General features: G+C 32.9%; 21 protein-coding genes and 4 pseudogenes. 9 read left to right on the top strand and 16 right to left on the bottom strand.

Annotation, left to right across the window (positions count from 1 at the left end; translation table 11 throughout):
* The first annotated feature begins 530 nt into the window (after positions 1-530).
* On the top strand, positions 531-1181 hold the full coding sequence (locus ACQKMD_RS19375) for a hypothetical protein (RefSeq protein WP_427754000.1): 651 nt from the start codon (positions 531-533) through the stop codon (positions 1179-1181).
* Between the two features lie 147 nt (positions 1182-1328).
* On the opposite strand, the gene ACQKMD_RS19370 is transcribed toward ACQKMD_RS19375, so the two are convergent.
* Together ACQKMD_RS19370 and ACQKMD_RS19365 are read right to left on the bottom strand one after the other, a co-directional pair.
* Positions 1329-1820 (bottom strand): N-acetyltransferase family protein, encoded by a 492-nt coding sequence (locus ACQKMD_RS19370; protein WP_427753998.1) that lies wholly within the window; start codon positions 1818-1820, stop codon positions 1329-1331.
* Positions 1821-1992: 172 nt separating this feature from the next.
* Positions 1993-2580 carry a TIGR00730 family Rossman fold protein gene (locus ACQKMD_RS19365; RefSeq protein WP_427753996.1) on the bottom strand — a complete coding sequence of 196 codons (588 nt, stop codon included), beginning with the start codon at positions 2578-2580 and terminating at the stop codon, positions 1993-1995.
* A 402-nt stretch (positions 2581-2982) separates the two neighbouring features.
* Between ACQKMD_RS19365 and ACQKMD_RS19360 the strand changes: the two genes are divergently transcribed.
* Positions 2983-3309, top strand: a complete 327-nt coding sequence (locus ACQKMD_RS19360; RefSeq protein WP_427753995.1) for a hypothetical protein — start codon at positions 2983-2985, stop codon at positions 3307-3309.
* A gap of 49 nt (positions 3310-3358) precedes the next feature.
* Here ACQKMD_RS19360 and ACQKMD_RS19355 read toward each other — a convergent pair whose 3' ends face one another.
* Both ACQKMD_RS19355 and ACQKMD_RS19350 read right to left on the bottom strand, forming a co-directional pair.
* Positions 3359-4036, bottom strand: coding sequence for a hypothetical protein (locus ACQKMD_RS19355; RefSeq protein WP_427753993.1), 678 nt, complete (start codon positions 4034-4036; stop codon positions 3359-3361).
* A gap of 859 nt (positions 4037-4895) precedes the next feature.
* Entirely contained in the window at positions 4896-5075 is a 180-nt protein-coding gene (locus tag ACQKMD_RS19350; RefSeq protein ID WP_427753991.1) for a hypothetical protein, read from the bottom strand.
* 51 nt (positions 5076-5126) lie between these two features.
* Between ACQKMD_RS19350 and ACQKMD_RS19345 the strand changes: the two genes are divergently transcribed.
* The 3 genes from ACQKMD_RS19345 to nagE all read left to right on the top strand — a co-directional run bounded on the left by ACQKMD_RS19345 (position 5127) and on the right by nagE (position 7992).
* The gene (locus ACQKMD_RS19345) at positions 5127-5609 is read left to right on the top strand and encodes a PTS sugar transporter subunit IIA (protein WP_427753990.1); all 483 of its coding nucleotides are present in this window, start codon (positions 5127-5129) and stop codon (positions 5607-5609) included.
* Between the two features lie 44 nt (positions 5610-5653).
* On the top strand, positions 5654-6472 hold the full coding sequence (locus ACQKMD_RS19340) for a PRD domain-containing protein (protein WP_427753989.1): 819 nt from the start codon (positions 5654-5656) through the stop codon (positions 6470-6472).
* A 68-nt stretch (positions 6473-6540) separates the two neighbouring features.
* Positions 6541-7992, top strand: a complete 1452-nt coding sequence (gene nagE, locus ACQKMD_RS19335; RefSeq protein ID WP_427753988.1) for an N-acetylglucosamine-specific PTS transporter subunit IIBC — start codon at positions 6541-6543, stop codon at positions 7990-7992.
* Positions 7993-8146: 154 nt separating this feature from the next.
* On the opposite strand, the pseudogene ACQKMD_RS19330 reads toward nagE, so the two are convergent.
* From ACQKMD_RS19330 to ACQKMD_RS19320, 3 genes and pseudogenes are all read right to left on the bottom strand, one after another.
* A pseudogene (locus ACQKMD_RS19330) lies at positions 8147-8808 on the bottom strand (diphthine--ammonia ligase).
* A gap of 292 nt (positions 8809-9100) precedes the next feature.
* Positions 9101-9532 (bottom strand): hypothetical protein, encoded by a 432-nt coding sequence (locus ACQKMD_RS19325; RefSeq protein WP_427753987.1) that lies wholly within the window; start codon positions 9530-9532, stop codon positions 9101-9103.
* A 394-nt stretch (positions 9533-9926) separates the two neighbouring features.
* Positions 9927-10571 (bottom strand): CPBP family glutamic-type intramembrane protease, encoded by a 645-nt coding sequence (locus ACQKMD_RS19320; protein WP_427753986.1) that lies wholly within the window; start codon positions 10569-10571, stop codon positions 9927-9929.
* Between the two features lie 226 nt (positions 10572-10797).
* On the opposite strand from ACQKMD_RS19320, the gene ACQKMD_RS19315 reads away from it, so the two are divergent.
* Together ACQKMD_RS19315 and ACQKMD_RS19310 are read left to right on the top strand one after the other, a co-directional pair.
* Positions 10798-11157 (top strand): hypothetical protein, encoded by a 360-nt coding sequence (locus tag ACQKMD_RS19315; RefSeq protein WP_427753985.1) that lies wholly within the window; start codon positions 10798-10800, stop codon positions 11155-11157.
* A 161-nt stretch (positions 11158-11318) separates the two neighbouring features.
* Positions 11319-11858: an IS30 family transposase gene (locus ACQKMD_RS19310; RefSeq protein ID WP_427753984.1), complete on the top strand. Its 540-nt coding sequence runs from the start codon at positions 11319-11321 to the stop codon at positions 11856-11858.
* Positions 11859-11890: 32 nt separating this feature from the next.
* On the opposite strand, the gene ACQKMD_RS19305 is transcribed toward ACQKMD_RS19310, so the two are convergent.
* The 4 genes and pseudogenes from ACQKMD_RS19305 to ACQKMD_RS19290 form a co-directional block, all read right to left on the bottom strand.
* Positions 11891-14062 carry a non-ribosomal peptide synthetase gene (locus ACQKMD_RS19305; RefSeq protein WP_427753983.1) on the bottom strand — a complete coding sequence of 724 codons (2172 nt, stop codon included), beginning with the start codon at positions 14060-14062 and terminating at the stop codon, positions 11891-11893.
* 150 nt (positions 14063-14212) lie between these two features.
* The gene (locus tag ACQKMD_RS19300; RefSeq protein WP_427753982.1) at positions 14213-14458 is read right to left on the bottom strand and encodes a hypothetical protein; all 246 of its coding nucleotides are present in this window, start codon (positions 14456-14458) and stop codon (positions 14213-14215) included.
* 336 nt (positions 14459-14794) lie between these two features.
* Positions 14795-15065: pseudogene (locus tag ACQKMD_RS19295) on the bottom strand (alcohol dehydrogenase catalytic domain-containing protein); the annotation flags it as partial.
* A gap of 311 nt (positions 15066-15376) precedes the next feature.
* Entirely contained in the window at positions 15377-16252 is an 876-nt protein-coding gene (locus tag ACQKMD_RS19290; RefSeq protein ID WP_427753981.1) for a LysR family transcriptional regulator, read from the bottom strand.
* 119 nt (positions 16253-16371) lie between these two features.
* Here ACQKMD_RS19290 and ACQKMD_RS19285 point away from each other — a divergent pair, with 119 nt between their 5' ends.
* On the top strand, positions 16372-16644 hold the full coding sequence (locus ACQKMD_RS19285; protein WP_427753980.1) for a DUF2332 family protein: 273 nt from the start codon (positions 16372-16374) through the stop codon (positions 16642-16644).
* Positions 16645-17148: 504 nt separating this feature from the next.
* On the opposite strand, the gene ACQKMD_RS19280 is transcribed toward ACQKMD_RS19285, so the two are convergent.
* The 5 genes and pseudogenes from ACQKMD_RS19280 to ACQKMD_RS19260 all read right to left on the bottom strand — a co-directional run bounded on the left by ACQKMD_RS19280 (position 17149) and on the right by ACQKMD_RS19260 (position 20599).
* Entirely contained in the window at positions 17149-17916 is a 768-nt protein-coding gene (locus ACQKMD_RS19280; protein ID WP_427753979.1) for an ADP-ribosyltransferase, read from the bottom strand.
* A 92-nt stretch (positions 17917-18008) separates the two neighbouring features.
* The gene (locus ACQKMD_RS19275) at positions 18009-19169 is read right to left on the bottom strand and encodes a M4 family metallopeptidase (protein ID WP_427753978.1); all 1161 of its coding nucleotides are present in this window, start codon (positions 19167-19169) and stop codon (positions 18009-18011) included.
* Positions 19170-19514: 345 nt separating this feature from the next.
* Positions 19515-19744: pseudogene (locus ACQKMD_RS19270) on the bottom strand (DDE-type integrase/transposase/recombinase); the annotation flags it as partial.
* Between the two features lie 244 nt (positions 19745-19988).
* Positions 19989-20162 (bottom strand): annotated as a pseudogene (locus tag ACQKMD_RS19265) (GNAT family N-acetyltransferase); the annotation flags it as partial.
* A 224-nt stretch (positions 20163-20386) separates the two neighbouring features.
* Positions 20387-20599, bottom strand: a complete 213-nt coding sequence (locus ACQKMD_RS19260) for a hypothetical protein (protein ID WP_427753977.1) — start codon at positions 20597-20599, stop codon at positions 20387-20389.
* Positions 20600-20720: 121 nt separating this feature from the next.
* Between ACQKMD_RS19260 and ACQKMD_RS19255 the strand changes: the two genes are divergently transcribed.
* On the top strand, positions 20721-21911 hold the full coding sequence (locus tag ACQKMD_RS19255) for an MFS transporter (protein WP_427753976.1): 1191 nt from the start codon (positions 20721-20723) through the stop codon (positions 21909-21911).
* Positions 21912-22284: the final 373 nt, after the last annotated feature.

Raw genomic sequence — 22284 nt, 5'->3', positions numbered from 1 at the left:
TAATTAATAATCGCCCAAGAAAATGCTTGGGCTGGAAATCTGCACACGAAGCGTTCATGGAGCAAGTGTTGCACTTAATTTGACAAAGTAACTTTCTTAAACAATTCATCAAAATTTACTGGTTCCAACATAATCGTAACTCCTTAATTTCCATGTTTTTTTCCCACTTTTATGCTACTTGAGTAGATTTTAAGTATTGCATCTAAATCTTAACAATTTTTCTTTATTAAAGCCCTTTTCTAATATTAGAAACTTCATTAATAGTCAATTTTCCATCTTTCTAGATTCGAGCTTAACTATATTTTTACTCTTGATTCATATACACGCTCAGTACATTCAATAAGTAATTCATACCATAGTTATCTCGTGAATACTCACTTTTCACTAATATAAGTAATTTTTATCCGTAAAATTATATATATCAACTCAAAACGGCTATTATGTATTATAATTTTCCATATATAACAATAGAAACAAATTTTGAAAACAGCTTTTTTTATTTTTATTTGTAGAGAAAGGATTCACAAAAAATGTATAATATTATTTTTACTATTATTTTCGTTCTTGGCGTTTACTTACTAATTCGATATCGATTAAATCTAAGTAAAGCTGTTCAACTCTCTAAAAATGCACTATTCCCTACTAAAGAAGATGATTTTAATAGCCTTCTTTCTCCTACTGAGTGGAAAGAAATGGAGCCTCTCAGCAAAAATACGAAGTCTTATCTGTTTGTTAAATGGGGGACCCCAGTCGCTTTAATATTATTGGCTCTCTTATTATGGTTTGTTCTTATGACTGATGTGTTAGGTTCTTCCTCATTTAGTATTGCTTCTTTATTTCTTGTAATCATTACAGTGATTAAACATCCTGGAAATTTATTTATCTTAACAAGTGGTTTAATCTTTGATAGTAAGTACTATTCTTTTAATCAAATAAAAGGGTATGAAGTTGAAAAAATAAGTCGTTGGCATGAGCTCTATGGACTGGATCCTAAAGTAAATAATGGCTATAAATTTTCTTTAAAGATTAAAAACAAGCCCTTCTCACCTAATTTCATCGTAGTAAAAGATCATGAAAATCTTTCAAAAATTGTAGACTTACTTGATAAAGAGGGAATTTTGGGGACAATAAAAGAGGAGAATTCTTATTCTTCTATTAATACATCCACTAACAAGTCTTAATTTAATCATATGGTATCTCCATGCTTGTTTAAACAATTGAATATTAAAAAAGATCATGTTTTGATTAACAATTCAAACATGACTTTTTTGTTTCTATGTTTATTTTAATATTGAATATACATTAATAACTTAATGATTTGATACTTATTATTGCTCGAAATTCCTATATACCATTGTAATAGAAGTACCAGACATCCCATGTTCCTTAAACCCAATTTTATTATAAATATGAACAGCATCACTGTTATCTGGATCTACGCTTAAAGATATTGATTTATATCCTTCTTCCATCGCAAGTTGAATAATTTTATTCATGAGTAATGTGCCAACTCCCATCCCTCGAACACCCTTAACTACTGCTATTCCTAATTCTGGCGTATTATCATCGACATATCCATAACCTTGATTATTTTCGTCAAATACTCTGTACCAGACTGCCCCTACTTTTTGTTTATTTTCATCGATAGCAATTAATGCTTTATCACCTTTACGTCCCCAATCTTCATGATATTTTCTAATATGAGGGAGGTTTAACAACTCTTCTCTAGTCGGTTTATTTTCGGGAATATGTATGGACTCATACAACATATCCAATAAAAACTCGTACTCATTTTCTTCAAGATTTCTTATATCTATCAACCTGTATTCATCCCCTTCAACTTTTAAGCATTTTTTTATATACTTCTACTACTTCTACTTACTATTAATAATTCCTATTTGAGACAATATATAAAACTAAACAATTAAAACTATCATTTTCTTTTTTGTAGAACAACAGTCCAAGATCTTATTAACCTTAGCCTGTTGTTATTTATCTATTAGGTTTGTTTACAGTAATATAAGATTTTACAGTTGGTGCTTCATATGAATTAAACTGGTCGATTAGTCCACTTGGATCTTCATCTACTAACGCCATAGTGCGGTACTTTTCATGTAAGAACTGTTCATCAGACATATGATTAAAAAAAGCAATAAGAGGATCATAATAATGATTAATATTTAAGAGCCCGCAAGGTTTTTGATGAAGACCTAGTTGAGCCCAAGTGAAAATCTCAAAGAACTCTTCTAATGTTCCTGGTCCACCCGGCAAAGCCATAAATCCATCTGCAAGTTCAGCAATTTTTCCTTTTCTATCATGCATGGAATCTACTACAATTAGTTCAGTTAGATTCTTATGAGATATTTCTCTTTTTTCTAGAAAACTGGGCATTACTCCAATAACCTTGCCACCAGCTGCTAAAACAGAATCTGCAACTGCACCCATAACCCCTACACTTGCCCCTCCATATATAAGTGTAATATTACGTTTAGCCAATTCTTCACCCAGTCTTTTTGCAACTTCTACATAGACACTAGAAGCCCCATTACTTGATCCACAAAATACAGCTAGCGTTTTCAATATATATCACTCCCATTAAGTAATCTTCCTTACACATCTTACATTACTTCGAAACCCTAATAAACTGAAATTATAAATATAAAGAAAATATCAGATCACTATTCTAATGCACAAGTTCTTAGATTTGTACCTGTTAATAACCATTATTTCACTTTCATGTATTACTATTACGAACTTTGATTTTCAAATAATACAAGAAAGAGTGCTAAAAAATACTAACCTTTGCTTGGTTAGAAAGCTGGTTAGCTAGTCATATCATGTATTTTAATTTGGTTGTAGGACGACAACGATTATCTCTTTAGTTACTGTTATCATATTGCTTTTCATCTCTAAAAAATAGGAACTAAACTACAAAATCAAAATATCATTTTTGAACAATTATTCTCTTCTGGAAAAAAGAAAGTGTTAGATGAAATCATTTATATGACAAGTGGTTGCGGAGTTTGGAAAATGGGCTCAGATACACTAGCAAGACGTGCAAAGGTATCACAATCTACTGTATTTAATGCAGTAAGAGCACTTAAACAGACAGATTTGTTTGTAGTCGGACGTTTGGCCGATGACAATGCTGGCAAATATATTTTCGTTAATAAATTACACCCAAATTTTGAAGACATCATGAAAGAAGTATTCTTTTTTGAGTTTTCCGGTCTTAAAGCAGGAGATTATGTGAATTTTGTTCTCTATTCAAATTTCACCGATACTTTTGAATTATACTTTTATGATTAAAAAAATCGAAAAAAAGATGCCCCAGAAAGAATATTCTGAGGCATCTTTTTTAATTTAACCGTTCTTGGTTAATTGTATAAACTTTAACATCTAGTATTTTTGGTTCATCCTCTGATATTGCATCTGCATCTTTTAAAGACTTCCTGATTTCTTTTTCTATTTCTTTTCCTCGATTAATATTAATTAAATTGTTTTTTTGTATAGATGTGTTTATGTCTACAACTAGTTTCTTATCTTTATCTCTTATACGTATATTTTCAATTTCAATATAATCCTTAGCTTTAAGATCCTCTACAACTTTCGTAGTTAGTTTATTTAATATTTCATTTCTTTCCAATGCTAATTTATCTGCATTAGGCGGTACTATGATCTGCTTATAAACTTCGATTGAATAATCTTTAAAGATTGTTTGTTGTGACGCTTCATAAACGATCTTCTTAATACTGTTTTCAATTTTGTTTACATATTGTTGGTCACCGTTTGCGCGTAAATAAATTTCTTTTTCTTGGAAATCAACGCCAATTGAAGTTATATCAAAATTTTGTTCTTTTAGTTTAGGTTCTACTGCTTTTGTTAAAATCCTACAGTTGTCGTTTAGAACTTTTTCAGAATGTGTCTCGGGTTCCATTGCAAGTGCGGTCTTAGTATTTGGATATTGATGGTGTAACCAAACTCCACCAGAGAGTAAACAAAAGATTATGCCCACTGAGGCTATATTTTTTTTCAAAACTAATTTCCTCCCTCCATAAATTTCAATGTATCAATAATTAACTGCTAATGTCAAAAGCTTTCAAATTCCATGATAGTATGTTCTTTTTATTAAAAAATAATCAAAAAAAATTAAAAACTAAAACTGAAAGAAGTGAGATTTCAAAAAAACAAATGAAGGATTTTTATGTTTACATTATGGTTTTCCTTCTCTAAAATAAGGTAATACCATTTTGTAGCTTTCAAATACGCAATTAGTGGATGGTTTTTAGAAGTTATTCCGTATTTGTTAAGAAGTCGTCAAACCAAATTTATTTGGAGATTCGGCATAAAAACCAAGTGTCTATATACTCGTTTACGAGAAAATAGATCGGCATAAAAGTATGCCAAAAACAGTGTTTTTTGCTATGCGAAAAAACATTCATAGAGGTATTAACGCTATATGCGTTTTATAAAACACGTTGAGTGGATAGAAATGTATCGTAGGGAGAGTACACCCCTAATTAGCAATTGGCTGATACAAAAACAAAATAAGAGGACAGAGCAGGTAGGTCACTAACCAAGTAAGAGAAGGTTAAGAGGGCGTGCTTTTTTTTGTCTGAAAATGATGCAACAACATTTAAATTCAAAATAGGTTCTTCTATGTATACTTCCCTGCTTCTTTTGTTAGCCTATTTATTTGTTGTGCGTCCGCTGGAACTATATATTTCAGACAATAGCTAATTATGTTTATTTCCCTTTCTTTTTTTGTAAGCGCTGTTTCAAGTATTTATTTTTTTAGAAAAATAAGTTAGTAGCGACTTATTGAATCGAAAAATGAACCGGCGCATACCGAAGTCAGTTCATATCATATGCTGTACAACTCTCTATTTTACAGCTTAAATGATCGCTAAAACGATATATTCTTCCACTTGATGTTCTGGAGCCCATTCTTTGATATATTCTTTCGATTCATCTTTTGGTGCGATTTGAATATTTTTAAACCCAGCTTCTAATAGATGAGCTGTTAATTCTTCAATTGGTAATGCCCCTGCAATACATCCTGAATATAACTTCAACGCTTTCTATTGCGCAATCATTTTAATATTACTAAACAAAGGAGTTTTCACATGCTATCAAATTTATTTAAAAAACGTAACTTAGAAGTTTTATCTCCTATGAATGGAGAAATTATCCCGCTTGGAGACGTTCCAGATCCAGTTTTTAGTCAAAAAATGATGGGTGAAGGCGTCGCTATTTTACCAACTAATGGGGGTGTTCATGCTCCAGTAGATGGAGAGATCGTTCTAGTTTCAGACACAAAACATGCTATCGCGATACGATCTACAGATGGTGTGGAGATTCTCATTCACATTGGTTTGGAAACGGTTTCATTACAAGGTCAAGGATTTACAGTATTAATTGCTCCTGGTGACAAAGTTTCTGTCGGGCAAGTGCTTATCGAAGTAGATTGGGAATATATTCGAGAAAATGCAAAAAGCATTGTCACCCCTATTATCATTACTAACGGGGCTGATAAGAGCATTCAATGCAACTATACAAAAGTAGGTATTCAAGGTAAAACCGTATTAATGACCATTTCTGCTAAGTGATAAGTGCTTACATTTATCTAAAGGAAAGGGGGCGATCACTTCTGATGAAAATAACTAAAGTTCTCAATAATAATGCCGTAATCGTACTAGATAACGAGCGTGAGAAGATTGCTGTTGGGTCTGGAATTGCCTTTAATAAGAAAAGAAACGACATCGTCAATTTAGATAGAATAGAAAAGTTATTTGTTATGAGGGAAAATGACAAACTTCAGCAATTATTAAGTCGAATTCCCGAAGAACATTTTACTATCTCCGAAGAAATTATTTCGTATGCTGAAGAATATATTGGTGGAAAGTTAAACGAACGTATTCATATTGTACTTACTGACCATGTGCCATTCGCTATTGAAAGATTAAAAGATGGTATTCAACTTAATAACAAGCTCTTACATGAAATAAAAATCTTATATAGAAGAGAATTTGAGATTGGTCTTTGGGCAATACAACATATAAAAGATAGATGCCAAGTTGAAATGCCGGAAGATGAAGCTGCTTACATCGCTCTTCATATTCATACGATGAAATTACAAGGAGGTGATTTACATCAAACGTTAAGGCAAACGACAATTATACGAGATATGGTTCAAATTATTCAAAAGAAATTAAACATATATCTTGAAGAAAATGATATTTCCTATCATCGTTTAATTACCCATTTACGTTTTGCTTTAACAAGGATGAATCATTATGTGCTTCATACAATGGATGAAGAAATGCTTGTCATGATTAAAAAGAAATTCCCTTTTTCGTACAATTGCGCAGTCGAAGTAGCCAAAAAGTTAAAGAAGTTGCATGGTATTGAACTACCTCATCATGAGTTAGGTTACATTGCGGTTCATATAGAAAGATTACAAAAGCATTAAAAACTCGATATTATTTTATTTTTTTAAACGCAGTTTCCCAAATATTCTGTATTGGAGTGAATTATTATATGAAGAAATATTTACAAAAGCTTGGCCGTTCTTTAATGTTACCCGTAGCTGTTTTGCCAGCAGCTGCAATTTTAATGGGTATAGGCTATTGGATTGACCCATCCGGTTGGGGTTCAGGAAATGTATTAGCAGCTTTCTTAATTAAAGCTGGAAATGCAATTCTTGATAGTCCGAATATGTCTATACTGTTTGCCGTAGGGGTAGCTTTAGGCATGTCAAAAAATAAAGATGGTTCTGCTGCTTTAAGTGGATTAGTTGCCTTCTTAGTTGTGACAACATTGCTTTCTACAGATTCGGTAGCAATACTACTCGGCATTGATATAGCCGATGTAAATCCTGCTTTCGAAAAAATCGCAAATCAATTTATAGGTATTTTATCTGGAATTACCGCGTCTATTATGTACAATCGCTTTAGCCATGTACAATTACCAGATTTCTTAGCATTCTTTAGTGGTAAACGGTTAGTTCCGATTATGACCGCAGCTTCAATGTTAGTCGTTTCTGCTGCATTATTCTTTATCTGGCCTGTTGTATATTCGGCATTAGTTAGTTTTGGTGAAACTATTAGTGGATTAGGTGCCACTGGTGCTGGTTTATACGGGTTCTTTAACCGTCTATTAATCCCAACAGGACTACATCATGCATTAAATTCTGTATTTTGGTTTGATGTTGCCGGTATAAATGATATCGGTAACTTTTGGAATGGAACTGGCACAAAAGGTGTCACAGGTATGTATCAAGCAGGTTTCTTCCCAATTATGATGTTTGGATTACCAGCTGCTGCCCTTGCTATGTATCATACGGCGAAAACAAAAAGAAGAAAACAAACAGCTTCATTAATGTTAGCTGCTGGTTTTGCAGCATTCTTCACAGGTGTTACTGAGCCTCTTGAATTTGTATTTATGTTCCTTGCACCAGCTCTTTTTGTAGTGCATGCTGCTTTAACAGGTATTTCTTTATTTATCGCTGCGACATTCCATTGGACAGCAGGTTTTGGATTTAGTGCGGGTTTCATCGACTTCTTCTTGAGTTCTAAATTACCACTTGCTAACCAGCCATATATGTTAGTCGTCCAAGGATTAGTTTTTGCAGCCATTTACTATTTCTTATTCCGATTCTTAATCGTGAAATTCGACTTGAAAACACCTGGTAGAGAAGACGATGAAGATGTAGAAATAGATGAAGCTGGAGACACTACATCAGGTAATAAATTCTCAGACATGGCATCTAAAATTTACGATGCGTTAGGTGGCGATAAAAACGTAACTTCTGTTGACCACTGTGCAACTCGTCTACGTGTAGAAGTTAAAAACATGGATGTTGTTGATCAAAAGAAAATTAAATCAACTGGTGTACCTGGCATCAATGTTGTAGGACCACAAAGTATTCAAGTTATTGTTGGAACAAACGTACAGTTTGTTGCAGATGAGATTGAAAAAATACGGAAATAATAGTAATTTACTAGACTGAGTTGTAAAATATTCAGTCTTTTATTCTATAAAAACACCTAAATAACTTAACTTTTTCACCTATTAAAACAATCTGAGAAGAAATCGAAGGATGTTCAAGTTAAAGGGACCACATGTCAGTAGTACGGTCCTTTTTTTATTTTTCTTCTAACGAAACTGGCGCGAAAACATAATGTCCTTTTTCTACAAGTGCAGAAATTGAGATAGGAACGCGCTCGGAGAAAATAGGTCCATCAACTACGATTGTGTGGAATTCCCCGTTCTCGCCACACGCATCGATGCCTGCTGCTTCTAGTTCCTCCATTAATTCTTTTGTCAATCTTTTTCCAGCATAGGAAGCGGGCATCATAGTTGTATTTACTACAATGATCCACGACTCAAAACCAGCTTCTAACATCTCTTCTACAACTGACCGTCGGGACATTTTCCACAATGGATGAACTGCTACAATATCTGATTTTGCACATGTTGTTTGGACCCACTCTAGATGACCTTCCAGATCAATATCACCGAAAACGCCGTGCGTAATACCTTCAGCTCGACATGCATCCATAGCAGCGATAAATTGTTCCTCATATGAGCCCCAACTTGTAGGTTTTGTTAAAAGGGGTACCCCCATCTATCAACTTGTGCTTGTACAACTTCAAAAGGAATTGCATGAGACTTAGAAATCTCCCCATCATCCTCGAACATCGTTAATATTTTCTTCGGAACCATCCCTAATTTCAGTGCTCGATAATATGCCAGTGCTGAATCTTTCCCACCACTCCAAGAAGCAACGAAATGTATGTTTTTCATAATAGATTCACTCCTTTTTTTGTGCCTGTGTTAGAAACAATTTAATAGTTTCTAACACAGGCACATAATTAATCCTCTTGAATATTTGTCATAAAAATTCTAAAGCTATCTACAATTTCCTAGAGATCAATACCAGATAGCTATTTTAAAAAGTACTCATTATACGAATTTATAAATTTTATACCAATATATATTAATACATTGAAAACATATATGTGTCATTAGACACTTCGTATATTGGCTACTGAACGACCAGTTAGGATAAGCCCCAAATCTAAATTCGACATTACCTTTATACTAACTCATTTCTTTTAGCCCTCTTATTTTTAATGAACAATATAGTTGTACATACTAAACCACCAACTAGACATTGAACTATACTGTTCATATATAAAAGTCCCCCTACCCCTCCCATAATAAAATCTTTTGGATAGTATGGGCCCCAATCTCTCATTGTAAATCCAAGGTCCCAAAAGAAAATAGCAAGCCCAATTCCACAGCCTATTAAAATGAAAAGGAAATTTTTAAAATAATTTGCTCCTCCTCTTTCAGATTCTATTTTATAGTTTGTTATGAGTAATACTAACGGCGTAAATAATACAATTTCCCCCTGAAATGTAGATAATTCTCTTTCGTTTCCTATATTTTTGAGCAAAACGACAAATAAATGAATGCATATTATTGGTACTACATTAAGAAATGCTAAATTTTTAAATCCCATCATGTTCTCCTAACTAAATTAATGAATATATAAACACTTGATTATGCTGTTGCCAGTGTTGTTTTTCTAATTCTATTAATATTAAAAAGTTATTAACTTCTTGTCTCTTTTTTTAAAATAAAACTTAATATCATATATTTTTAGGGCTATTTGAGAATCTAACGCCAATTCAAACGAAACGTTCTATAAAGTGTATTGTTACACTATTATTATATAATGTTATTAAAAGAAATACTATATAATTTCATTTTTAAGAGTAAAGAAGATTGTCGTACTCATCATATTTTTCTTAAAATAAAAAAATCCCCTAGAGTAGACTATTACATCTTCTACTCTAGGGGGACACTATATACGCATTTGAATGCTCTATAGTTCAACAATTATCGATTACATTTATTTAACCAGATTTTTTTATTATGCTTTGTTTCGAAAATATAAATACTACAATTAAGAGAAGCAATATACACTTGATTATCTCTTGTAACTCTACAGATAAAGTCATTTGTATACCATCACTCAAGTAAAATACATTAAACATACCATGAAAAATCGCAACCGGAATAATAGATTTTCCTTTTTCTCTTACAATCGTAAGTACGCAAGAAAGTGTAAACATTAGTATGAGGTAATTGGGAATTGCTATTAGTAAGTTTGTATAAGGCTTATAGAAAAGTGCAATGGGTAAATGCCATATTGACCAAATGACACCTTGTATATTTGCAGTTTTCAACAGATTATAATTTTGACGTAAATAATAGTGATAATTGCCACGCCAAATAATTTCTTCGAGCAGAGCTGAAAGGCTGCTAATAGTTACTCCGATCATTATTAAAGGTAGAAGTTCCTTATATTCAATGAATAGAAAATGTTCTTGATAGATAGAGTGAAAAAATTGTTGTAACCCTAAAGCTAATAATATCGGTAAAAAAATTGCTATTAAAATTAAAGTATTTGTAGGTTTAAATATCGCAAAAGTATGGCTTATCTTCATTTTTTTGATTAGTAATTGAAATAATATTACGGATAACAAAGGTATTAACATCGTTAGCCTAATTTACAAATTGGAGTAATATAATATGTACAATTGTTGTTATTGCATAGATCCATACAGTAGTATAAATTACAACCGAATTTTTGATAATATTACCTCCAGTCACTCAATCTACATAACTTAAGTTTATCATAGACAATACTCTTATTCTTGAAATCATCAATTTGTAATATATTGGTTATAAAGGTTAATATAGATATTAGGAGGTGGACTAAGAATGAAGTTTGATCTAAATCAACGAGTAATATACAAAGGACAACGAGCTATTATTTGGGATTACAGTGTTAGAAAGAATACGTATTCCATTAAGCCTTTTGATGATGGTGATATGTTACTTTCCGACATTCCAGAAGACTCTATTAAACCTATTGATCAATATGGTATGGCGGAATCTGCTCAAAGACTAGCAACCTCACTTAGTAATGCTGTCCGTTTTCAAAGCGGTTCAGATGAATCACTGGAGTTGGGCAATTGTATGGTTGAGCTTTATAAAAACGGACTTTTAATAGAACATGCTTTTTATGATTATCTCATTAAAGAAGTTAAAAATCAGGAAGAAAATTTGAAAATAAAATAATCGAGAGTACTTATTTCCAGAAGAGCAGAACGAGAACAAAAGTACTGCTCTTCTTTTTATGGTTGATATATAACTTAGATAAACGATTTTTTAATATTAAGCTAGCTCAATACTTCAGAAGAGTTGTAACATTTAGTACTTACGGAGCGCCTAACCATAGAATGGGGGTATTTGTTATAAAGATACAACATCTAATCTTGATGACATCATTATTCGTTATCGCTATCGTAAAAGGACGTGAAACATTCCGTCACTGGGAACTTGATACAGTTGTTTCTTCACGTGACCCAAAGGAATATTTGGCGAGCTTTGTGGCGAATGACGCGAATTTATATCGCCTTACCGATACCAAACCGTTCTGCAGAATCAATGGAATGTGCGATTCGCAAGTTGGTTTAGTTCTTCCAACACAAGGATTTCTGACAGCGACCATGAATCGCGTGAAAGAATTTAGCTGTTATAAAACGTTAGAAAAAGAGCTGAAAACCCCGTTCAACTTCGCAGATCCTTACACCCCCTGGCAGCGAGAATCTAATGAAAATAGGAATGGCTTATTATGGGGATTCTTTCCGAAGAAAACAGAATTAACAGAAAACGAATTAAAAGAAGCACTTACCTTAATCAACAATCGACCAAGAAAATGCTTAGGGTGGAAAACTGCACACGAGTGTTTTAAGGAGCAAGTGTTGCGCTTAATTTGACAAACTATCAAATTCAAAAATCAATATTAATATTAATCAATTACTACAGGTAAATCTTTCGTGTTTACTTTACCATTAATAGTTAATGGTATTTTATCTAATTGTACAAAATAACTTGGGATCATAAAGTCAGGTAGAATTTCTGCTAGATATTTTTTTAATTCAACAGCAGAAAGTAAATCTTCTCCAACAACATAGGCAGTTAAATATTTGTGATTATATTTATCTATTCGAGCTAACACAAATGCTTCCTTAACAGCTTTGTGTTTTATCAGTATCCGTTGAATTTCGTCGGGTTCTGTTCTACGCCCTCGAATCTTAACTTGATTATCCAAGCGCCCTAAAAAAATAATATTTCCATCAGGTAACCATTTTGCTAAATCACTTGATTTAAACATTTTCCCTTCATTATTTTGGAACGGATCCAACATATAGCGTTCTGTTGTAATATCTGGTCTATTGTGATATTCTCTTGAAACTCCAACTCCCCCAATGAATATTTCCCCTGGTACACCTATTGGCATTGGTTCTTTATTTTTATCTAAAATATATACTTTATAATTAGCAATTGTTTTTCCTGTTGGTATACTAGATTCACAGCTATCATCATTATATTCAAAATAGTTAATACATACAGTTGTTTCTGAAGGTCCATATGTATTATAAATTCTCACTTGATTTTTAAGGTTTGTAACATATTCTTCTCGAAGTACATCTCCACCACTAATCATGGTATGCATATTCGTTGGAATTGGGTAATTATTCAATTCATTTAGTAGAAGAGGAAAGCCACTTATCATAGTCGCTTTATTTTTATCCATTACTTCAATTAATTTCGGTATTTCTGAAACTTCATGTCTCTTAGCAATTATCAGGGTCCCACCTACAAATAAAATTGGGAATATCTCTTCAACTGAGATATCAAATGAAACTGTAGACTGTTGAATCATTCTATCATTTGAAGTTATATTAAATTCATGAATAAAAGCATGAACATATCCAGTGACATTTCGGTGCTCAACAGCAACCCCTTTTGGTTCTCCTGTAGATCCGGAAGTATAAAGGGTATACATCAGATTTTGAGGAGTATGCAATTTAGATAGATTCGATGTATCCCCTTCAAAAATACTACTTTCATCTAAATAAATATATTTGCAATTATAATCCAATACAATTCCTATACTATTATTAGTTAGTAGCATAGGAACGTTACCTTTTTTAAACATATAATTAATACGACCTATAGGGAATAATGGATCTACAGGTAAATAAGCACCACCTGCTTTTATTATACCTAGCATACCAATAATCAATTCAATATCTCTTTCTATAATTAAACCTACTACAATCTCAGGTCCAACTCCTTGTAATCTTAGTCTACGTGCAAGTTGATTTGATTTTTCATTAAGCTCCTTATACGTTAACTGCCTATCACCACAAACAACAGCCACAGCATTTGGATTCTTTTCTACCTGCATTTCAAAAAACTGATCAACTGTTAAGGTTCTATTGTACTCGACAGTTTGACTATTAAAACCATTCAGTACTTGATTTTTCTCTTCAACTGTCATAATTTCAATATTACCCACCTTAGTTTGTGGCAACTCTAGAATCTGTTCACAAATAATAGAAAGATGTTCACTCATCCGCTTTATTGTAGTAGCTTTAAATAAGTTTGAATCATATATGATATTCAAACTTATTGGATTTTTCGGATTTACTTCTAATATAAATTTCATTCCTACTGGATTAGATTCAGTATTTAAAACACTTACCAGGGAATCAAACAAAAGATCTGCCTTATATAATTCATCATGAATTAGTATTTCTTCAATTAATTCATCGAAATATTCCCTCTCTTCTATATTGTTTTTAATAGTCTGTAAAAAGGATGATAACGTTAATTTACTATCATACTTTACGCTCATAGGTAAATAACTACCATTTTTTGATACAGTACCAAATAATACATCTTCTCTATTATTATAACGCTGTAATAATAGAGCCCATGCAGAATATAACAAAACCTCAAAATCCGTTTCTTTATTAAATAATTTCTCATTTAACTTAAAAGAGTATGTTTGGAAATTAAGCACTTTTTCTGTTTTATGATAACTTTGATAATCAATTGGTAATATCGATTTCACCTCAAAATCCTTTAAATAAGTAGACCAGGATTGCTTATCATCAATAGGATATTTCATTGTTATACATCTCCTTTAAATGATTTTATTGATTACCGCCATAAATTTCTTTTGCATATGGAAAAGACTTTAATCCTATCTAAAGCAAGTTCAATCATATAAGTTCATCCGGCTGTTCAGTAACAAATATTGGCTTGGTCGACTAAACTTTTAATATAGTGCATCTAATAATGAACCATAGCCTACGAAATTATCTATATTTCGTTCAAGCTTTCTTTTCTGTATCTCGTTTTTTAAACTTTCTAGATTTTTTACGACATTAATATCAATTCCAGTATCTTTTAAGATGAGTTGACGGAACGTTCTAATTGGCCAATCTCCTGAAAAATCTATTGAAGTACCTTGTTGGTCAATGATATAACTACCAGTTAACTCTAAAACAGCCTCTTGCCTCATTTTTTGCATAATCCTCATATTGTCATGATAATCCAATATGCAACATAGTGCTCTAGTAACGTGAACTCTTGTAAAACTGAAGGATCAATTCCTTCGTTTCTGAAACATTTTCCAATTCAAAGATCCGCTCGTAACCTCCTACTATTAAATGTTTTAAGTATGGCTCCTGAGCAATTCTTAAATATAAATCAATATCCATTGTATGGTGATGCGTTTCGAGATAGCGCCGGGATTCACGTACTTCCGGTTCATTTAAACCACCATGCTTCTCAGGCAGTGTTTACTCTCCTCTATTTCAATATACGTCAGTTCCTTTTTTCAGTTACTCCTTCATCAACTTTCCATTTCGTGATTACAGTAATAACACTCTTCGCATGAAACATTAAAGGGTAAAATAACTTTGTCCTCTTTCTTTACTTTTGTAACTCCAGTACCTACTTCTTCAACTATCCTCATTGGTTTAGTTTATGGTCAATTACGAACTTTTCAGTATGAAGAGAACCTTTATATATGTGTAAATCAGAACCGCATATAGCAGTTGAAGAATTTTTACAATAATATTGTCTTGTTTTTGAATAGAAGGATCCTTAACTCCTTTCACTTGCATAGTTGTAAATAATTAAGAAACCCATCTATCTTCACATGAAGAAAATAGATGGGTTTTTAAAGTTGAATATGCAAAATTACTCTTAAAACCAACGTAAATTATCTCCTAAAGTGACACAGTTGCTCCTTCATTCTCCAATGTGGAGCTGGACATCTCTAATTCTTGTGATACAGAGTTGACTATTTTCTATTTAGCCTTGTAGATTGATAGTAGCCGGCAGAAAAAAGCAACTGCACTATTCTCAATCGCCCCATCAGTACAAAAACCCTTAAAAACTTTCTACTCTGTTTCTCTAAATTTATTGGTTTAAATCAGATGTTAATGAAATTATTTCTTATTATCTGTAACAATGGCTGAATTTTCTCATTTTCTTTGTCATATCGCATATATAAATCAATAGTTGGTAATAAAAATAAATCAAAATGTAAACTCTTAAATTCTTTCTCTTTTAGACCATTGTAAATAATGAATTTCGGTAAAAATGCCATTCCAAGCCCATCTTTTACAAATTGTTTGATAATATGACTTTGTGTAATTTTCATTTTACGCAAGGTTGGAAACTGTGAATCTAACAATGTTTCGATTTGAATTGCTTCTTCCAGATGTCCAGTGAATAAGGGATATTTTTTAGTCAACTCTTGAAATTGATTATATGTAACTATTTCATCATCTGAGTGGTTAAGTGGATAGATGAGTTGAAGTGTACTTGATCCAATTTTCTCTGAATGAATGATAGCGTGATTACTTTTATCAATGCAAATAGCCAGATGTGATTTATCTGATAATAAAACATCGTCTATATATTTGGAGTCTTCTACAATAATTTCAATTTCATACTGTGGAAAATCCGCTGAAAATTGATAAATAAGATTTGGTAAATTCGTTTCTACAAGTAAAGGAGATAGTGCGACTGTTAATAGTATTTTACTTTGTGTTGCAAATAACCTAATTTCTCTTTTACTTTCGTCAACCATATTTAAAATAGTAGTCGCTAACTCATAGAACTGTTTCCCTTCTTTTGTTAATTGAATTTGAGTATGATTCCTTTTAAATAATTGAACGCTCAAGACTTCCTCAAGTTGTTGGATATGAACGGTGATACTCGGTTGTGAAATGTAGAGTTTTTCAGCAGCTGTTCTAAAATTTTCAGTTTCAGCTGCAGTAATAAATGTTTTTAACCACTTCAATTCCATTTCTCCCGCTCCAATTTAATTAGTATTTTTAATCAATAAGATTAAATTTAATTAATTTATTAAATCATTATACCAATGTATAGTGAAATTATAAAAAAATGGGAGGGATTAATTTGGAACGTTTAGCAAAAATCTTTCAAAACTTTATAGTCAACGAAGCAAAAGGAAGTAGTACTTTATATAGTTTTTGGAGTGAAAAGATTGCTGATGATCAAGAGTTATTAAAACTTATCTCGGCTATTCCTTCTTCACAACCAAAACCTAATTTATTTTTTGCCTCTGTTCAATATTTAGCATTATCGAAAAATCATGATTTACAGCATTATCTTCTGAATCCAAATAAAAATGCATATTTCCTAGAAAATAGTTATAAGGCTGCTAGATGAATTAAGTAACAAGAAGCCTATCTATCACATTTACAACAACATGGCAGATCGAAATTTACATGTGGATTTCATTAATAATAAGCAAACTATAAAAATGAAGGAAATAAAAGATGTTCATGGTCATGGGAAACATTATAGTTGGATCTAAATATACCAATAAGGAGGGGTTCTAAAAATTCAACTAAATAATCACCACTAAGAAAAACTAAGAGATGATTTTTATCAATCTGTATTATATACGTAATCTTTTTTACAAATCCGCAGTAGTAATAATCTTAGGCCACTATCCCGCTGGCCTAATTAAAATAAAGAAAGCTAATTTATACATGTTAGCAAATTATTATTATTTTACGGAGTGAATCAAAAGAGACCAGTATAGCCGACAAGCGGTTACCTGGTCTTTATTATTTTTTCGATTTATTCAACTAACCTGCCTCGTTAGCACAATTTTTATGAAATTTTATTTTACTTTCAAAAACTTCACAACAGAACTAAATTATGGATTCAATTAAATTTAGCTTTCATGATAGAAGCATCAACTAGTACATAATTGCTATTACCATTTTTGACGTATGAAATACCATTAACTTTATAGGTCGTATTTCTCGGCAACAACATCTCCATTTCCCATGGAGATGGGCTTAACGGAGCAAGGTATGCTCCATGATTTCCCTTAGGTACCTTTAGACGAATCAATATAGGTCGCCCACTAAAGCTTTCTGAAGCATCTTTAAGAATAGATGTACTCATATACGTATAATCTGTTTGATATTTCCCTAAGAATTTATTTTTAAATTTAGAAAATTCTTGTTTATTCAGTTTATTATCTTTTATAAGCGTACCTTTCTCTAAGCCAAACGCACTTTCATTACTCCTACGATATACCACTATGTTATTAGGTACACTGGACACACTAAAAGCTCGATCTAAACGCTTTATTTTTTGTTCCATTTTAATATCTTTTCCTGGTAATTGACCTTTATTCTCCTGAAGGTAAGCATTTAAATGAAAATAGCCTAGATCCGTATATGACACGAACTCTTTTTTCTCTGCACTACTAACGTTTGGAATCCACTGATTATAGAATTTGTTTCCCCATGCAGTAGCAAGAGTTTTATCGGCCGAACGATTAAAATCTAAGACCTTTTGGATATTTTTTTGTACTACAGGTTTTGTAGCCGCATGAACTGTTGAATTTAAAAATACTGTACTTCCAGTAACCATTGTACTGAGTGCTAGGACAACTGGTAAAATTTTTTTCTTGATTTTCATATACATCCTCCTTATTTTTTACACTTAAGAGCAGTAAAATTTCTTAAGTTGATGGATAGGGCCTGTGTGGCAGCCGAACCAACCAAGTTATATTAGTGGATTCCCACGGCAGTGTAGGCAGCTTGTACAGCTTTGACTTCTTTTGAATTCTGTCCATATAGTTGTGCTGCCGCCTTTTCTAAGGCTACACGTGCGTCTTTAAAATTCGTATCTTCCTTGAAAAATTCTGTGGCTGCAAGATAGTAAATCTTACCTGTCTTTTCCTGCCCAATCCCTTGGACATGAGTACCGTAATGAGTTCCCCCTTCGGAGAGTAAATACGAAGCTTTGTTTATAATACTATTATTAAAATGAACGCCACCATGATCTTCGGTACCTTTGTATAATTTAGAATAATGATCCGGGTATTGAGTATGTTGTTTCCCTTCATAATCAATCAAATATTCTTTACGTAAAGCATTCTGTAAAGGAACAGAGCTTGGATCTTTCATGGAGCGGCTAACCGACTTTCCATCTACATATACATCTTCTGATAGAGTCCAATTCGGTTTTCTTTTGCTCTTAGATTTTTTGTAATAATCATGTTCGATGAGTGTACCAAATAAATCGGCAACTCCTTCATTTAAAGCACCAGGTTCATCTTGATATTTTAAGTTAGAGGTATTCTGGATGATACCATGTGTAAATTCATGTCCCACTAAATCTAATGAGCTTGAAAATCCTCGTGTCTCAATGCCATTATCCTTATTCCCATTTCCAAAAATTATTTCACCTGCGCCCCCTGCAGCATCAGCGAAATCTCCCATACGCACATATAAGTATATTGTTCCTTCTTTCCCATTATAAGAATTTCTTCCGTGTTTCTCTTTAAAATAATCATATACGACTCCCATATAGTGATGTGCATCTACTGCAATCGTATCTTTTGCATCAAAAAATTTATTATCAGCATCACGCCATATGATAGGGGCAGTATCATCACGATTCTGTCCATCCATGGTTATAATCTTTGCTCCTCGTGTTGTATCTTGTAAATAATACTGATTGTTGGCTTGTGTAATAGAGAGTTCTCTTATATCTCCTAACCCCCCTCTTCCTATTCCCTTTGCTGGTTTACCCACCACTTCTTTCACCTGACGAATTTGCTCCTGATTCTGAGGAGAATTTGCATGTGTACTCTCTGCCATTACTTCTCCCAAAGGTGTTCCCAGGATACCCACAGTCATCATGAGTGCTAATGTTTTTTTCAACAAAATCAACACATCCTTTTCAAAATACTACCCTTCTCGAACTTTTATTAGTAATAACAGACATCCTTATACACCGATTACTTATTCAAAAATCCATATAGAGTATACAACTCATTATAGATACTATTTATTAAATAAAACGAAAGATAAAATAAAAATTGTATAAAGATTCCAATGGATAGGAATAGTGTGCTATAAGCAGAATGAAACTAGAAACTTTCTATTTGAACTGTACCCTTTTTTTGCACTAGAACCTTGTAACCCCTAATACACTCATTGCAATTTTTTGGTTCTGTTGCAAAAATGAAATGAAAATTAAAGGGCAGAGCTTCCTACTGGAATCCGGTTTTAAGAGGTGCGACTGAAAAGGGTATGAATCAGCTGTATCTGATTTTGGACAGACTTCTCTCCTTGGAGAGTCTGTCCTTTTTTGATCATATGCATTGCTTCAATGCCCGCTAGCTTTTTTGTTGCTGTCTGAAAGACTGAAATCCTAGCATGATTCGTACCCGTTTTTTGATGAAACGATGATCTTGTTCCACCATATTATTTAAGTATTTTTTCTGTCTTAACTCTACGTCTACTGGAAGGAGTCACCATATCAAAAAAAGAAAATTGTACGTTAAGGAAATATTTCACATAAAAACCCCGATTCTCATTTAAAGAATCAGGGTTTTATTACTTTCAATTTATTTTAGTTTTCCGTAATGGACGTAAATTTTTAAAAGTAACCTTAAGCGATACTGACGTAGGAGCGTGGCGATTTCACGTCGGGCTATCTCTGTTCCTTCTGTCAGTCCAATAGGGTTTATCGCAGCTTCAATCGCCAACAATTCTACCCATGCCCACAATTTGTTCATTATCATTGACTGTGATGCAGTGAATAGAATTCTTTAGTGATGTTTCCACCACTTCAAAATCCATATAATTAGTCCATCCACAGACTCATAGATATTTGTATTCTTCCAATATTGGAATGTTATTTTTAAACTCTATTTCTACAAAATGTATCCTCCAAGACCTCAATTTCAACAAGTATATAAATTCGACATCATTTTTTCTATAAAGAACCGATTATTCATTGTAGGAATCTCTATATTCGTTATTCTAAATTAAGGTTTTTAAGCTTTTAAAAGACCTAAAATATTTACATAAATCCTACTTTACCAAGTAAGTAATAATTTCTTCATTAGTTATGTTAAGATAGGTCTGGTAAATCTTCACGATTTGACACGAGACCGAAATAATAAGAATTGCACCTTGTCTTGATAAGGCGTATCTTGAATGTTTACTTTTCTACTTGTTAGTTTAATAGCTAATTCTTCAAAGAATGCACATTCCTTTATCATGTTTACCGCACCTAAATGAAATATCCCACTCAATTCATTCATTAGAATGAAACGCATTTGACGAGCTAACTGTTTATCTAACAAAAAATCACATTCTAAAATAATGCTACTGTCAAAGCATGAGAAGCATTGGTTATGGTATTGATATTTAGGTCGTTTATCTACTATGTGACAAATTTACATTCATCTAAGAAAAGAGGTACTTATGCACCCCACAAAATTAGCCAAGCGACATTGGTTGCTCATCTTAACACTTTCTTTATTAACATTTGTTCTCGGAACAAGCGAATTTGTTATTGTCGGAATCTTAACCGATATTTCCTCGAGCCTTCATATAACAAATGCAAAAGCAGGCACACTCGTTTCTGCATTTGCAATTACGTTTGCCATCGCCACACCACTAGTGATGTCAGCAACAAGTCATCTTCCAAAGCGTAAATGGATGTTGTTTTTGATAGGATCTTTCATCGTTCTGAATGCTTTGTGTATAATCTCGACGAGCTACATCATGCTCCTTGCACTTCGAATATTGACAGCGATTGTAACAGGAGTATTAATCTCTCTAGCCATGATTGTTGCAAGTGAAACCATGCCGAATAAAAAACGCGGACTTGCTATATCATTCGTTTTCGGTGGTTTCACACTTGCAAATGTCGTTGGAGTGCCAATTGGTATTGTCATCGCCGAATCGTACGGTTGGAATGCTACTTTCATGTTAACTACTTTCCTAGGAGGATTGGCTTTTTTGGCATCCTTTTTTGTCTTGCCTAATAGACTCAGCCAAATACGCAGTTCGATACGGGATCAGTTTTCTTTAATGACCAATCCAAGAATTTTGATGGCTTTTTTCATTCCTGCTCTCGGATTTGGCGCCACTTATGCTGTCTTTACGTACCTTGTTCCTATCTTGAAGGGAATGGAAGTACCAAATCATTCAATTAGTTTAGTCTTATTTGGATACGGATTTATCTCAATTTTTAGCAACATCCTTGCCGGTAAAATTGCCAGCCACAATGCCATAGGTCGCCTTCGGTTTGTTTTTCTCGTGCAGGCAGTTGTTCTGACAAGTTTATTTTGGACTACAAATCATTTTATTTTAGGACTGGCAAACATTGGCTTTATGTCGTTAATGGCCATCCTCTTAACAACATCTACTCAGCTTTATTTAATAGACCTCGCTGGAATTTATCAGCCAAAAGCAACAAACCTCGCTGCTTCACTTATGCCAGTGGCAAGCAACGTAGGTATCGCTTTTGGTTCTGCATTAGGTGGAATTGTATACCATCAAGGGAATTTAATGAATGTAACATGGGTCGGTGGGATAGTTGCAGTCTGTGCAAGTCTCCTAACTTTCTTCAGTCATATATTAGATCAAAAACAAAAGAATTCAGCATAAAAGGGAAGCAACAAACGCTTGGCATGCTTCCTATGGTATCTCCAAAAGAACCCAAATCTTTCTATGACAAAAATTGATGATATTGCAGTAATCCCTTTATATAAAATTGAAAAAAGAAGTATCAAGGACGTTTAGTTATTCTTTGATACTTCTTTATTAAATACTGCTTACTATGATTCGGTTTCACTTTTATATTAACAGTAAATATTTTATACAATTTTAACTAATATTCTTTATCCTAGATTATTCATCAATTAACACAGAATCCCGCCGAAAAGCTGATTAGTCAGCTTTTTGGCGGGATTCTCTTTTTCACTTAAAAAATGAAAAAAGAATCCATTTCTGTTAAGGTTAAATCGTCTAAGAACTAACC

This window comes from Viridibacillus sp. NPDC096237 (assembly GCF_050278625.1).
Lineage (GTDB): Bacteria > Bacillota > Bacilli > Bacillales_A > Planococcaceae > Viridibacillus.
This window is presented reverse-complemented; position numbering and strand designations above follow the sequence as displayed.

Coding starts and splice junctions, on each gene's coding strand:
- ACQKMD_RS19305 (WP_427753983.1), bottom strand. CDS start 14,062: ATGAAATATCCTATTGATGATAAGCAATCCTGGTCTACTTATTTAAAG.
- ACQKMD_RS19280 (WP_427753979.1), bottom strand. CDS start 17,916: ATGAAAATCAAGAAAAAAATTTTACCAGTTGTCCTAGCACTCAGTACA.
- nagE (WP_427753988.1), top strand. CDS start 6,541: ATGAAGAAATATTTACAAAAGCTTGGCCGTTCTTTAATGTTACCCGTA.
- ACQKMD_RS19255 (WP_427753976.1), top strand. CDS start 20,721: ATGCACCCCACAAAATTAGCCAAGCGACATTGGTTGCTCATCTTAACA.
- ACQKMD_RS19325 (WP_427753987.1), bottom strand. CDS start 9,532: ATGATGGGATTTAAAAATTTAGCATTTCTTAATGTAGTACCAATAATA.
- ACQKMD_RS19315 (WP_427753985.1), top strand. CDS start 10,798: ATGAAGTTTGATCTAAATCAACGAGTAATATACAAAGGACAACGAGCT.
- ACQKMD_RS19375 (WP_427754000.1), top strand. CDS start 531: ATGTATAATATTATTTTTACTATTATTTTCGTTCTTGGCGTTTACTTA.
- ACQKMD_RS19345 (WP_427753990.1), top strand. CDS start 5,127: ATGCTATCAAATTTATTTAAAAAACGTAACTTAGAAGTTTTATCTCCT.
- ACQKMD_RS19320 (WP_427753986.1), bottom strand. CDS start 10,571: ATGTTAATACCTTTGTTATCCGTAATATTATTTCAATTACTAATCAAA.
- ACQKMD_RS19310 (WP_427753984.1), top strand. CDS start 11,319: ATGGGGGTATTTGTTATAAAGATACAACATCTAATCTTGATGACATCA.
- ACQKMD_RS19340 (WP_427753989.1), top strand. CDS start 5,654: ATGAAAATAACTAAAGTTCTCAATAATAATGCCGTAATCGTACTAGAT.
- ACQKMD_RS19300 (WP_427753982.1), bottom strand. CDS start 14,458: ATGAGGCAAGAGGCTGTTTTAGAGTTAACTGGTAGTTATATCATTGAC.